Here is a 13,431-nt window from a genome sequence, read left to right as displayed (position 1 = left end):
AGCACCACCCCTCTCCTGCGTCATCGCGCCGGGTCGTCACACTTCGCCTACGCGGCCAGGGCGGCGTGGAACGGCTGGGGCGAGGGACCGGGTGACGGGCTGGGCGTCGGAGCGGGCACAGGCATCGGCGCGGAGGGTTCCTGGTAACCCGTCCTCCCGCCGTTCTCCTGACGGAACATCCGGTTGAGGGCGCTCGCGAGTCCCACCCCCTTGATGGCCGCCGTGATCTGCTTGCCCCCCAGGGGGACGAACTGCTCAGGGAGGTTCGGGAGCTTGAGTCTCTTGCCGAGCGCGAGGCCCGCGCCCAGCGTCTTGTTGGTGAGTCCCACGCTGAGACCGTTGAGAAAGTTGTGCCCGATCCCGTCGACCGCGGCGAGACCGTTGAACGAGCTGAAGGTGCCGAGTTTCCCGAAGGACTTGAGTTTGGCCACGCCTTTGAGCCCCACCAATGCCCGGAAACCCTTGAGTGCGCCCAGGCCGGGCAGGATTCCCAAGGTGTCGGTTCCGAGCTTCAGCCAGTTGACCTTCCCGCCCCGGACGGACATGTCGTACGCGTGGCCGGCGAGCGCTGCCGCACTGCACAGCACCGCGAGGGTGGCGAAGATGGGCACGAGGAACTGCAGCGGCGGTACGAAAGCGCAGATGACCGCCAGAACCGACAGGATCGCGGAGATGTTGGAGAACGTGTCCGCCCAGTCGGCGAGCCAGTTCATGAATCCGCCCGGATCACGGACGGCGTCGTGGTGCACCACGTTCTTGATGTGCCTGGCCGCGCGATCCCCGGCATCCTCGAACATCTCCCTGGCGTCCTTCACCGCCTTGCGCGCTTGGCCGATCCTTTCCAACGCGTCGTCGCGCTTCTTCTCCCACCGTTCGTACTCGGTCTTGTCCGCCGCCGGGATCTGACTCACGACGGGATACTTGTCCGTGAACTTCTTCACCTCACGGTCGGCGACATCGTGTTCGGCTTCGGCCTCCTGGTAGTCCGCCAGGGCCCTGTCGGCCTTCGTCTGGGCCCGGTGCAGTTCGCCGGCGAATTCCTTCGACTCGCCTTCCGCGACTTTGGTGCCCAGTGCGTTGGCCGCCTCGTCGTATCGCTCGAACGCCTTCTTCAGACGGTCGCCGGCTCCGTCGGCCACCTCGTTGAAGGCACGTCCCGCATCGCTGTCCCAGCCGTCGACCGAGGACAGCGCCTTGATGACCCTCGACTGTTCGTCGATCATCTCGGCGGTCTTGCGCAGTTTGCGGCCGAGCGCGGCAACTTCGTTCGGGTCTCCGGGAGTCGGGTCCTCGTCCCACAAGGGAGGCCAGTCGCTGGATCGCCTGCTCACTTCTTGCTCCCCCCCTTGGCCGATTCGATGGCCTTCGCCAGCTCGTGGTCGATCTCTTCATACTTCTCCGCCGCCACCCTGGTGGCATCGGCGAGCTTTTCGATTTCCTTCATGAGTTTCTTGCGGGTCTTCTTCCACGTACTGCCGAATTCCTCGAAGGCCTCCTTGAGCCCACCGTGCCCCAGCTCGTCGCCGTAATCGTCTGCTGGGTTCCCGTTGTGCTCGAACTCGTCATGGATTTTCCCCAGAGAGCGCGAGCAGTCCTTGATGAGCGTCAGGTCGTACCTGGTTCTGTCGGCCATTGACGAATTCCCCCGAAATGAATAATGCAGGACGTTTCAACCGTTGCGCAGGCGGTCGTGTTGCTGCCGTGTCCTCCACCTCCGCGCCGTACCCGGATACGCTCACCCACCGGGACCGGCCCCCGGTCGGTGGACGACGAGGAAAAGGTAGGTGGGACAGCGTGTCCAGAAGCACGGACCGCGCCGCACGGAGTCGCCTCGGTGTCGCTCCGGACGCTGCGGCCTGGTGCACGATCGGCAAGATTCCCGAGCCGCCCACGGACGTCCACCGGGAAGCCGGTGCGGGGCCGCTGCGGCCGGCGTTCCTGCGACCGCTCGGCATGCTCGGTGCCGTACTGGTCGCCCCGTTGATGCCGATCGCGATGCTGTTCAGCCTGCTCGCCTCCGGCGAGGAAGCCCTCAAGCGCCTCCTGTCGACCGAGGAGGAGCGCGAGCGCGCCCGCAGGGAGGACCGCGACATCGAGCGACGGGACCAGATCATCGTCGATCAGCGCCTCGACCACGTCTTCGACGGCGCCTGGAACGCGGCGGCCGGCCAGTTCTTGCTGCGTTGGTACAGCCATTCCTCTCACCATCAGCGGTTCGTCGCGCTGGCGCAGGACCGGATCCTCTTCGCGGCACCGCCCAAGCGGGTGTCCCTGCGCAGGGAAGAGCGTATGCGGGTCGTAGCGGAGATTTCCGCGCAGCAGGCGGTCATCGAGGATCCTCTGCCGTCATACGACAGCAAGAAGCTGCGCATTCGCTTCATGGACGGTTCCTGGCTGGTCCTCACGACGGAGGAGCAGCGCAGCGAACTGCACATGTACCTGATGCGCCACCAGCGATCCGACGGGTCGGACAGCACCGGGCCTTGAGGCGCCGGGAGCGGTGGACCGCGTACGTGCCCACCGCTCCCGCGCCCCGAGGAGATCGGGTGATCAGCCCTTGACGCCCTTGGCCAGTTCGTCGTCCAGGTCCTGGTACGCCTTCGCGGCGCTCGTCAGGAACTTGGCCATGCCCGTCAGGCCCTCGATCGTGTCCTTCGCGCCCTTCTTGAACTCCGTGAAGGAGTCCTCGAAGGCCTGCGAGCCCTTGCGGGTGGTGTAGCCGTCCTTGACGAGGCCCTGGATGTAGCGCTCGAGAGAGTCGAGCTTCTCGTCGATCTTGTCCTTGGCGTCGGTCAGCTTGGTAGCCGCCTTGTGCATCTCGTCATAAGTGATATCCGCGTCTTTGCCGCCGGCCATGTGGCGTCCTCCGTAGCAACTCGACTTGCCGCAGGGCCAACCCCCGTGGCTCCCGGTGCGGATGATGCGATCGTCCGCTGAGCATGCAGCTTAGTCAGGGCGCTTGCAGCCGCACACCCCGGTTCCCGCAAGAGCCTCCAGGGAACCGGCACGTACACCGTTGCCTGCGGGAAGGGTGGAGCGGATATCGTCTCTGGGCAGTACACGGGGCGGTGTCCGGCAGCCCTGAGTGAGCAGCAGGGCCATACGGGAGGACGATCGTGCGCCTGACTCTGACCGTCGTCGATCCGCTCGGCGGCGCGAGCGCCGACGTCGTGCTCGACGCGGATCCCGAGTCCTCCATGGGGGACATAACGAAGGAGCTGGCCGCCCACGTCGGCCACAGCGGCGACGTCGGCGGCGGCGTCAGCGGCGTCAGCGGCGGCGCCCAGATCATCCCCATCGGGCAGCACGGACAGCACGGGCAGCACGGGCGGCCGCACGGCACCGGCGACGGCTCGCCCCTCGCCTACGTCGACGGCCGTCCCGTCGACCCGGACTCCACCATCGCGACCTCCCCCCTGCGCGAAGGCGCCGTCGTCAGTCTGTACGACCCCGCCGGCTGCCTGCCCGGCGAACCGACCGGGCTCGTCGAGCTGCGCGTGGCCGGCGGGCCCGCCGCCGGCTCCGTGCACCGGCTCGGCATCGGGCGCTACGACATCGGCAGCGGCCCCGCCGCCGCCCTCCGCGTCGACGACCCCGAGCTCGCCCCCCGCGCGCTGACGTTGTCAGTTGCAACGGACGGAACCTGCCAGGTCGCCCTCCACGGGGACGACGGGGACGAGGGAACCGTCACCCTCGACGGTGAACCCCTCGACGGCAAGGACTGGCCGCTCGGCGCCCAGATCGCCGTCGGCAACACCCTCCTCGAACTCGACCGCTACTCCCCGCCGAACGCCGCGCTCAAGTGGTCCGAGGACGGCACCGGCCTCGACTACAACCGGCCGCCCCGCCTCCGGCCCCCCGAGCGCCAGACCCGCTTCAAACTGCCCGCCAAGCCGCGTGACTTCGAGGCCAGGCCGCTGCCCTGGCTGATGGCGATCACCCCGCTCGTCGGCGCCGTCGTCGCCGTGATGATCTTCGGGCGCTGGTACTACCTGATCATGGCGTTGCTGAGCCCGGTCATCCTCTTCGGCAACTACTTCATGGACAAGAAGCACGGGCGCAAGTCCCATGCCAAGCAGGTCAAGGAGTACAAGGAGCACAAGGAGCGGATCGAGAAGGACGCGCAGGACGCCCTCGTCGACGAACGCCTCGACCGGCGGCAGGCCGTGCCCGACCCCGCCGCCGTGCTGTCGATGGGCACCGGCCCCCGCACCCGGCTCTGGGAGCGGCGCCGCACCGACGCCGACCACCTGCTCATCCGGGTCGGCAGCGGGCAGCTGTCCTCCGAGGTCGTGCTCGACGACCCCGAGCAGGACGACCACAAGCGCGAGGTCACCTGGAAGATCGAGGACGCCCCCGTCGCCGTACCGCTGCGTGAGCGCGGGGTCGTCGGCATCGCGGGGCCCGGCGACTCGGCGCAGGCGATCGGGCGGTGGATCGTCGCGCAGAGCGCCGTGCTGCACAGCCCGCTGGACGTGCAGTTCTACGTCCTGACCGAGAACAGCGCCCAGCCGGTCTGGGACTGGGTCCGGTGGCTGCCGCACTCCCGGCCCTCCGGCGCCCAGGACACCAACATCCTGATCGGTACGGACGCCGAGACCGTCGGCACCCGCATCGGCGAACTGACCCAGCTTCTCGACGCCCGCCAGAAGGCGGCCAAGGAGAACGGCCGCCAGACCCACTTCACCGACCCCGACATCGTCGTCGTCTGGGACGGTTCGCGCCGGTTGCGGTCCATGCCCGGCGTCGTACGGCTGCTGCGGGAAGGGCCCGCCGTCAGCATGTACGCGATCTGCCTGGACGCGGAGGAGCGGTTCCTGCCCGGCGAGTGCCAGGCCATCGTCATCGCCGAGCCGAAGCCCAAGGCCGAGCCCAAGGCCGAGAGCAGGGCAGAGAGCAGGACCAGGGGGGCGCAGGAGCCCGCGGCCCCCGGGGCGGGCACGGCCGCACCGCCCGGCCTCGGCTACCAGGCCGGTGCCAACGGCTTCCCCTCCTTCCACGCCTGGCACACCGCCGAGGCCGACGACCGGCAGGAGGGTGAGGGGAAGCCGCTCGAACTGCGGCTGCGCGTCGAGCAGACGGGCACCGCCCAGGTCAGGGACGTACGGCCGGACTTCGTGTCGCCGGCCTGGTGCGCGCGCCTCTCCCGTGCCCTGTCCCCCCTCCGGGACATCAGCGGCGAGACGGAGGACTCGGCGCTGCCCGGCTCCAGCCGGCTGCTCGACGTGCTCCAGCTGGAGCCGCCGACCGGCGACGCGATCTCGGCGCGCTGGCGCATGGGCGGGCAGTCGACGACGGCCGTCGTCGGCGAGTCGTACGACGGGCCCTTCGGCATCGACATCCGGCGGGACGGGCCGCACGGCCTGATCGCCGGTACGACCGGTTCCGGCAAGTCGGAGCTGCTGCAGACCATCGTGGCGGCGCTGGCGGTGGCCAACACGCCGGAGAACATGACGTTCGTGCTGGTCGACTACAAGGGCGGCGCCGCCTTCAAGGACTGTGTCAACCTGCCGCACACCGTCGGCATGGTCACCGACCTCGACGCCCACCTCGTCGAGCGGGCCCTGGAGTCCCTCGGCGCAGAACTGCACCGGCGCGAGCACATCCTGGCCGCCGCCGACGCCAAGGACATCGAGGACTACCAGGACCTCGTACGCCGCGAGCCGTCGAACCGGCCGCTGCCCCGGCTCCTCATCGTCATCGACGAGTTCGCCTCGATGGTGCGCGACCTGCCCGACTTCGTGACGGGACTCGTCAACATCGCCCAGCGGGGCCGTTCGCTCGGCATCCACCTGCTGCTCGCCACCCAGCGGCCGAGCGGTGTCGTCTCCCCCGAGATCCGCGCCAACACCAACCTCCGTATCGCGCTGCGCGTGACGGACGGCGGCGAGTCGAGCGACGTCATCGACTCCCCCGAGGCCGGGCACATCTCCAAGAACACCCCCGGCCGCGCGTACGTCCGGCTCGGGCACGCCTCGCTCGTACCGTTCCAGTCGGGACGCGTGGGCGGCCGGCGGCCCGGCGCCGCCGACCCGCGGCTGCTCGCGCCCTGGGCGGGACCGCTCGGCTGGGAGGACCTGGGGCGGGCCGCGCTGGTCAAGCCCAAGGTGGAGTCGCGGGAGGAAGAGGAGATCACCGACCTCAAGGTGCTCGTCGACGCCGTTCGCGACGCCAACACCTCGCTCGGAATCCCCTCGCAGCACAGCCCGTGGCTGCCCGCGCTCTCCGAGACGCTGCTGCTCGACGAGATCGAGACCGAGGTACCGGACGCCGCCGCCCTGGCACGGGCGCCCGGCAAGCTGCCGCCCGCCCCGTACGGTGTCGAGGACCTGCCCGCCGACCAGGCCCGCCGGCCCGTCGTCGTCGACTTCTCCACCTTCGGGCACCTCATCGTCGGCGGCGCGCCCCGCAGCGGCCGTTCGCAGATCCTGCGCACCCTGGCCGGCTCGATCGCCCGTACGCACTCCGCGGCGGACGTGCACCTCTACGGCATCGACTGCGGCAACGGCGCCCTCAACGCCCTGACCCGGCTGCCGCACTGCGGAGCCGTCGTCGCCCGCAACCAGACCGAACGGGCCGTCCGACTCGTCACCCGGCTCAAGAGTGAGCTGACGCGGCGTCAGGACCTGTTGTCCGACAAGGGGTTCGCCGACATCGGTGAGCAGCGGGCGTCCGTCGCCGGGGAGGAGCGGCTGCCGCACGTCGTCGTGCTGCTCGACCGGTGGGAGGGCTGGCTGCCGACGCTCGGCGAGTACAACCACGGTGAACTGACCGACGAGCTGCAGACGATGATGCGCGAGGGCGCGAGCGTCGGCATCCACCTCGTCGTCACCGGCGACCGGCAGGTGCTGCTCGGCCGGATGGCCTCGCTCACCGAGGAGAAGTACGGTCTGCGGCTCGCCGACCGCTCCGACTTCACGATGCTCGGCATCAACGCGCGCAAGGTGCCGGAGGAGATTCCGCCCGGCCGCGGCTTCAAGAACGAGTCGGCGATCGAGACGCAGTTCGCGCTGCTGTCGGACGACGTCACCGGTCAGGGGCAGGCCGCCGCGCTCGCCGCGATCGGCGAGGCGGCGGCCGCCCGCGACGCCGCGGTGCCGCGGGTGCGACGGCCGTTCAGGGTGGACTCGCTGCCCTCCCGGATCGGCTTCACCGAGGCCTGGGAGATGCGGGACCCGGCGGTCGCGCAGTCGAAGCTGTGGGGCCTGGCGGGGATCGGTGGCGACGACATCATGGCGTTCGGCCCGGACCTCTCGCAGGGCGTGCCGACGTTCGTGATCGCGGGCCCGGCGAAGTCCGGCCGCAGCACGGCGCTGCTCAACCTGGCGCGCTCGTACCTCCTGCAGGGCGTACGCCTCGTGATCGCCGCCCCGCGCCCGTCGCCGCTGCGCGAACTCGACGGCCAGGAAGGCGTGTTGAAGGTCTTCACCGAGGACGACATCGAGAGCGACGACTTCGACGAGGCGATCGGGTCGGCCAGTCCCGAGGAACCGGTCGTGGTCATCGTCGACGACGGGGAGGTCCTGGAGGACGCGGACTGCGAGCGCGAGCTCAAGCGGCTCGTCCAGCGCGGCGCCGACCGCGGTCTCGCGCTGGTCCTGGGCGGCGACGAGGAGGAGGTGTGCAGCGGCTTCTCCGGCTGGCAGGTCGAGGCCAAGAAGGGCCGCCGCGGGCTCCTGCTCTCCCCGCAGGACTCCGGCGCCGGTGAGCTGATCGGCATCCGGACGACCCGCAGCATGGTCGGCGGGCCGGTCACCCCGGGCAAGGGCATGCTGCACCTGGGGAACGGGGAGACGGTCACGGTCACCGTGCCGCTGTAGGCACACCGCCCGCCGCCCACCGTCTGCCACTGGCCCCCGGCCCTCGGCTACCGGCTACCGGCTACCGGCTACCGGCTACCGGACCTTCGACATGCGGGCCACCGGGTCGCCCGCCTCCGCGTTGTCCGTCTCGTAGCGCAGGCCGTCGCCGACCGGGACCAGCCGGACCTCGTGCCGGCCCGTCGTGCACTCGGACGTGGTGGACCGCTTGGCCACGCTCGTGGCGACCAGCTGCTTCGCGGTGACCTCCTCGAGGAAGAGGTCGGTGTCGCAGGTGCCGCCGATGAGATCGGTCTGGCGGAAGGTGCCGAGCAGGTCGCCCTCGCCGGCCTGGCGGACCGTGACGCGGACCGTGCCCATCGGGAGCTTGCCGTCGAGGGCGTACCCGTCGCCCTCCCAGGTACCGAGGTAGGACTCCGGTACGGCGGAGAGGGCGCTCCCGTCAGCGGAGGGGCCGTCACTGCTCCCGGCAGAGGCGGAGGCGGAGGCGGAGGCGGAAGGGGGCGCGCTGGCGGCGGGCCCCGCGTCGCTGCTGTCGTCCGAGCCGCTGCCCGGCAGCAGGTCGAACACGAACACCGAGCCGACCGTCACCGCCGCCAGGGCGCCGGCCACCGCGAGGGCGACGGTGCAGCTCAGCCTGCGGCCACGGCCGCCCTCGCCCGGCACGGAGGTGGCCGCCACGCTGACGGACACCTTTCCGGCACCGGCACCGGCGGCATCACGGGGTTCCGGTACCCGGGCGGGGGCGCCGGGCGGGTGGGGCGCGTAGGGCGAGTACGGGGAGTAGGACGCGTACGAGGGGTCGGGCGGGCCGAAGACGCCGGGCACCCCCTGCCCCGCCGAAGGGCCGTCCTCGGCGGAATCCTCCCGCGGAGGACCCGCGGGGCTCCCCACCGAGGGGCTGCTGAAGCCCACCACTCCCGACGGTGCCGGGGTCGCCCCCGTCGCCTCCAGGTTCAGGAGGTGTACGGCACTGCGGCTGACCTGTTCCACCAGCGGGCCGGGCAGCCAGCCGACCGCCACCAGCCGGGCCGCGCCCTCCGGTGCGAGGGCGGTCGCGACGGCCGCCGGGGAGGGGCGGGAGGCCGGGTCCTTGGCGAGGCACCCGGCCACCAGTTCCCGCAGTTCGCCGGAGAGCGCGCCCAGTTCGGGCTCCTCGTGGACGACCTTGTAGAGCAGCGCGGCCGAGGAGTCGCCGGGGAAGGGGGACGAGCCGGTGGCCGCGTACGCGAGGACCGCGCCGAGGGAGAAGACGTCGGCCGCGCCCGTGACGCCCTTGCCGAGGATCTGCTCGGGCGACATGTAGCCGGGCGAGCCGATGGAGACGCCCGTCGAGGTCAGGGAGGCCGTGCCGTCCGTCGCGCGGGCGATGCCGAAGTCGATGAGCAGCGGTCCGTCGAGGGTCAGCAGCACGTTCGACGGCTTGACGTCCCGGTGGACCAGGCCCAGGCCGTGCACCGCCGACAGCGCCTCGGCGAGTCCGGCGCCGAGGACCCGTACGGAATGGTCCGCGAGGGTGCCCGCGTCGGTGACCGCGGCGGTCAGCGTGGGGCCGGCCGCGTAGCCGGTCGCCACCCAGGGGACCGGTGCGTCCGGGTCGGCGTCGAGGACCGGGGCCGTGTACGCGCCGCCCACCCGCCGGGCCGCCTCCACCTCACGGCGGAACCGGGCCCGGAACTCCTCGTCGAGCGCGAAGTGCGGGTGCACGATCTTGACCGCGACCGTACGGCCGCCCGCGCTGCGGCCCAGATAGACCCGGCCCATCCCGCCGGAGCCGAGCCGGCCGAGCAGCCGGTAGGGCCCCACGACAGTGGGTTCATCGACTTCGAGCGGCCGCATGGCACCCGCACCTCCCCCGTACAAACGCCCCTGTGCGTATACCCGTCCCGCGCGCACTCCAGCAGGGTAGTGCCGCCCGTCCTCGGCGGACCTCGGCGCTCGGGACGTGGCCGTGGCCGTGGCCGTGGCCCGTGGCCGTGGCCCGTGGCCGTGGTCCCTACGGCTCCAGCAGGTCGACCTTCACGTCCGCCGCGAAGCCGGTCGTGGGGCCCACCCGCCGTGCGAACTCGGTGACCGCCTCCAGCTGCGGTCCGCCGAAGCGGAAGTCGAGCGTCGTGAAGTAGCGCTCCAGGACGCTCTCGTCGAAGGCCTCCCAGCGGGCCGCCTGCTCGGCGACCTTGCCGACCTCCTCCAGGGAGAGGTCGCGGGAGGCGAGAAAGGCCTCGTGGACCTTGCGGGTCAGGACCGGCTCGCGCTCCAGGTAGTCGCGGCGGGCGGCCCAGACCGCGAAGACGAAGGGCAGGCCCGTCCACTCCTTCCACAGGGCGCCCAGGTCGTGCACCTCCAGGCCGTAGCGCGGACCGTCGAGCAGGTTGGCCCGCAGGGCGGCGTCGCCGATCAGCACCGCCGCGTCGGCCTCCTGCATCATCAGGCTCAGGTCGGGCGGGCAGGTGTAGTAGGACGGCTCGACGCCGAACCGCTCCGACAGGAGGAGCTGCGCGAGGCGCACGGACGTACGGGAGGTCGAGCCGAGGGCGACCCTGGCGCCGTCCAGCCGGTCCAGCGGGACCTGCGAGACGATGACGCAGGACATCACCGGGCCGTCGCAGCCGACGGCGATGTCGGGGAAGGCGACCAGCTGGTCGGCGTGCTTGAGGAACTCGACGAGGGTGATGGGACCGATGTCGAGGTCGCCCCGTACGAGCTGCTCGCTCAGCTTCTCCGGGGTGTCCTTGGTGAGCTCGAAGTCGAGCAGCGTGCCCGTTCTCGCCAGTCCCCAGTACAGGGGCAGGCAGTTCAGGAACTGGATGTGGCCGACGCGCGGCCGGGAGCGGCGGGCGTCGGGACGCCCCTCGGATGACTCAGGAGAATTGTCCACATCGCGAGGCTAACCCCCATGCGGTACGGTGCGGGCTCCAGGGTCCCGGAGTGGTCCGGAAAGCCTCACGCACCGTCCTGTCAACCCCTGTGACGCCACGTGATACCGCATCGTCAGCCCTCCGGGGGACCCCGCCAAACCCGCGGGTGACGTGATCTTGTCCTCTATTGCGTTCGGCTGCCCTCGTGGGTAGTCTCTTCCGCAAGTTGCAGTTTGGTTTCCCTTGCAGTACAGAGCCTGCGGAGCATGTGACCGCGGGCTCTCGTCTTTTTCAGAAGAATGCAGTTGTTTACAAGCTTTTGTTTACACCTTGCAGGTTCTGGAGCAGGGCAACCCTTTGGGCCCAAGGAGGGCTTATGGCTACCGGAACCGTGAAGTGGTTCAACGCCGAAAAGGGCTTTGGTTTCATCGCCCAGGAAGGCGGCGGCCCGGACGTCTTCGTCCACTACTCCGCGATCAACGCGAGCGGATTCCGCTCCCTCGAAGAGAACCAGGCGGTTACCTTCGACGTGACCCAGGGTCCGAAGGGCCCGCAGGCGGAGAACGTCACCCCCGTCTGATCCTTCGGCTGAGACCGGGCTCCCCGAGCCCGGCACTCTGATCCGGAACCTAGAAGCAAGACCCAAGGAGCCCCGACACCACCAGGTGGAGGGGCTCCTGCCTTTCTGCCCGACGCCCACGCCCACACGCCCACACGCACACCCGCCCCCACGCCCGCGCCTACGTCTGCGCCGCTTCGTACATCTCCTCGATCTCCCGGGCGAACTCCCGGGTCACCACCGCCCTGCGCAGTTTCATCGTCGGGGTCAGATGGCCCGCCGTCTCCGTGAAGTTCAGGGGCAGGACGGTGAAGCGGCGGATCGATTCGGCACGGGAGACGAGGCGGTTGGCGTCGTCGACCGCCCGCTGCAGCACGGCCAGGAGTTCCGGGTCGGTGACCAGGGTGGCGACCGGGACCTCCCCCCTGCCGGTCATGCGGCACCAGTGCGCCATGCCCTCGGCGTCCAGGGTGATGAGCGCGGAGACGTACGGGCGGTTGTCGCCGACGACGACGCACTGGCTGACGAGGGGGTGGGCGCGCAGCCAGTCCTCCAGCGGGGCCGGGGCGATGTTCTTGCCGCTGGTGGTGATCAGGATGTCCTTCTTGCGGCCGGTGATCGTGAGGTAGCCGTCGTCGTCCAGCTCGCCGATGTCGCCGGTGGCGAACCAGCCGTCCCGGGCGGCCGGCACCACCCCGCCCGCCTGCGGGTCCCAGTAGCCGCGGAACACCTGGCTGCCGCTCAGCAGCACCTCGCCGTCCTGGGCGAGCCGGACGCGGGTGCCGGGCAGCGGCCAGCCGACCGTGCCGAGGCGGGGCCGGTGCGGGTAGGTGAGGGTCGCCGCCGCCGTGGACTCGGTGAGGCCGTACCCCTCGTACACCTGGATGCCGGCGCCCGCGTAGAAGGAGGCGAGGCGGCGGCCGAGCGGGGAGCCGCCGCAGATCACCTGGCGGACCTTCCCGCCGAGGGCCGCGCGGACCCGGCGGTAGACGAGCGGGTCGTAGAGGGCGCGGGCCGCCCGCAGTTTCGCGCCCGGGCCCGGGCCGGTGCCGTGCTGCTGGGCCTCCAGCGCCTCCCCGTAGCCGCGGGCCACCCGGGCGGCCCGGTCGAAGGAGGCGGCGCGGCCCATCTTCTCGGCGGTGGCGCGGCCGGTGTTGTAGACCTTCTCCAGCACGTACGGGATGGCCAGCAGGAAGGTCGGGCCGAAGCCCGCGAGGTCGGCCAGCAGCTCCTGCGTACGGATGCTCGGCGCGTGGCCGAGGCGCACCCGGGCGCGCATGCAGGCGACGGCGACCATCCGGCCGAAGACGTGCGAGAGGGGCAGGTAGAGGAGCGTGGACGCCGGTTCCTTGAAGGTGGACCTGAAGACGGGGTGGAGCAGTTCGACGGCGTTGTCGACCTCGGCGAAGAAGTTGCCGTGGGTCAGCGCGCAGCCCTTGGGGCGCCCGGTGGTGCCGGAGGTGTACATGATCGTCGCGAGCGAGTCGGGGCCGAGCACTCCGCGGCGTACGGCGACCTCCTGGTCCGGGATGTTCCGGCCCAGCTCGGCGAGGCGGTCCGTGTGCCCCTTCTCGAAGACCCACATGTGCCGGACGTCGGGCAGCCGGTCGCGTTCCGGGCCGAGCGCCGCGGCCTGCGAGACGTGCTCGACGGCGATCGCCACCGCGCCCGAGTCCTGGAGGATCCAGCGCGTCTGGAAGACGGACGAGGTCGGGTAGACGGGGACGGTGACGAGGCCCGCGGCCCACGCGGCGAAGTCCAGCAGCGTCCACTCGTACGTCGTACGGGCCATGATCGCGAGCCGGTCGCCCGGCATCAGGCCCTCCGCGATCAGCCCCTTGGCGACGGCGAGCACCTGGTCGGCGAACTCGGCCGCCGTCACGTCCCGCCACCGGCCGTCCGGGCCCTTGCGGCTGAGCACCGCGTCGTCCGGGACCTGGTCGGCGTTGTCGAAGGGGATGTCCGCGAGCGAGCCGTGGGTGACGGGCAGGATCAGCGGCGGCACCGAGACCTCCCGTACGACCCCGTCCAGCCGCCTGATCTCGGGTTCCGGGAGGCTGGGCTGCGGTCGGGCTGCGGGATCGCGGGACACGGACGGCTCCTTACTCTCGTGCTCCCCCCATTACGGACCCGTGAGGTGGGGGGTTCACCTGGGAAAGTGCGGGGCTTGTGTGCGGAAGAGTGAGAGGTTGGT

9 protein-coding genes are annotated in these 13,431 nt (G+C 70.8%); 3 read left to right on the top strand and 6 right to left on the bottom strand.

Annotation, left to right across the window (positions count from 1 at the left end; translation table 11 throughout):
• Positions 1 to 47: 47 nt before the first annotated feature.
• Positions 48 to 1,331 (bottom strand): putative T7SS-secreted protein, encoded by a 1,284-nt coding sequence (locus QFZ75_RS22195; protein WP_307539477.1) that lies wholly within the window; start codon positions 1,329 to 1,331, stop codon positions 48 to 50.
• Positions 1,328 to 1,633 (bottom strand): type VII secretion target, encoded by a 306-nt coding sequence (locus tag QFZ75_RS22190; protein ID WP_307539475.1) that lies wholly within the window; start codon positions 1,631 to 1,633, stop codon positions 1,328 to 1,330. Before QFZ75_RS22190 ends, QFZ75_RS22195 begins: the two co-directional genes overlap by 4 nt.
• 161 nt (positions 1,634 to 1,794) lie before the next feature.
• Here QFZ75_RS22190 and QFZ75_RS22185 point away from each other — a divergent pair, with 161 nt between their 5' ends.
• Positions 1,795 to 2,487: a hypothetical protein gene (locus QFZ75_RS22185; RefSeq protein WP_307539473.1), complete on the top strand. Its 693-nt coding sequence runs from the start codon at positions 1,795 to 1,797 to the stop codon at positions 2,485 to 2,487.
• A 63-nt stretch (positions 2,488 to 2,550) separates the two neighbouring features.
• Here the strand turns inward: QFZ75_RS22185 and QFZ75_RS22180 are convergent, their stop codons facing one another.
• On the bottom strand, positions 2,551 to 2,856 hold the full coding sequence (locus QFZ75_RS22180) for a WXG100 family type VII secretion target (protein WP_149509900.1): 306 nt from the start codon (positions 2,854 to 2,856) through the stop codon (positions 2,551 to 2,553).
• Between the two features lie 260 nt (positions 2,857 to 3,116).
• Here QFZ75_RS22180 and QFZ75_RS22175 point away from each other — a divergent pair, with 260 nt between their 5' ends.
• The gene (locus QFZ75_RS22175; protein ID WP_307539470.1) at positions 3,117 to 7,820 is read left to right on the top strand and encodes an FtsK/SpoIIIE domain-containing protein; all 4,704 of its coding nucleotides are present in this window, start codon (positions 3,117 to 3,119) and stop codon (positions 7,818 to 7,820) included.
• 75 nt (positions 7,821 to 7,895) lie between these two features.
• Here the strand turns inward: QFZ75_RS22175 and QFZ75_RS22170 are convergent, their stop codons facing one another.
• Complete coding sequence (locus QFZ75_RS22170; protein WP_307539469.1) at positions 7,896 to 9,659, bottom strand: serine/threonine-protein kinase; 1,764 nt, start codon at positions 9,657 to 9,659, stop codon at positions 7,896 to 7,898.
• A gap of 157 nt (positions 9,660 to 9,816) precedes the next feature.
• Complete coding sequence (locus QFZ75_RS22165) at positions 9,817 to 10,698, bottom strand: menaquinone biosynthetic enzyme MqnA/MqnD family protein (RefSeq protein WP_307539467.1); 882 nt, start codon at positions 10,696 to 10,698, stop codon at positions 9,817 to 9,819.
• 356 nt (positions 10,699 to 11,054) lie between these two features.
• On the opposite strand from QFZ75_RS22165, the gene QFZ75_RS22160 reads away from it, so the two are divergent.
• Positions 11,055 to 11,258: a cold-shock protein gene (locus tag QFZ75_RS22160; RefSeq protein WP_033319512.1), complete on the top strand. Its 204-nt coding sequence runs from the start codon at positions 11,055 to 11,057 to the stop codon at positions 11,256 to 11,258.
• 160 nt (positions 11,259 to 11,418) lie between these two features.
• Here QFZ75_RS22160 and QFZ75_RS22155 read toward each other — a convergent pair whose 3' ends face one another.
• Positions 11,419 to 13,329: a long-chain fatty acid--CoA ligase gene (locus tag QFZ75_RS22155; RefSeq protein ID WP_307539466.1), complete on the bottom strand. Its 1,911-nt coding sequence runs from the start codon at positions 13,327 to 13,329 to the stop codon at positions 11,419 to 11,421.
• Positions 13,330 to 13,431 lie beyond the last annotated feature (102 nt).

Origin of the sequence: Streptomyces sp. V3I8 (genome assembly GCF_030817535.1) — a bacterium.
In the GTDB taxonomy this organism is placed as follows: domain Bacteria; phylum Actinomycetota; class Actinomycetes; order Streptomycetales; family Streptomycetaceae; genus Streptomyces.
This window is presented reverse-complemented; position numbering and strand designations above follow the sequence as displayed.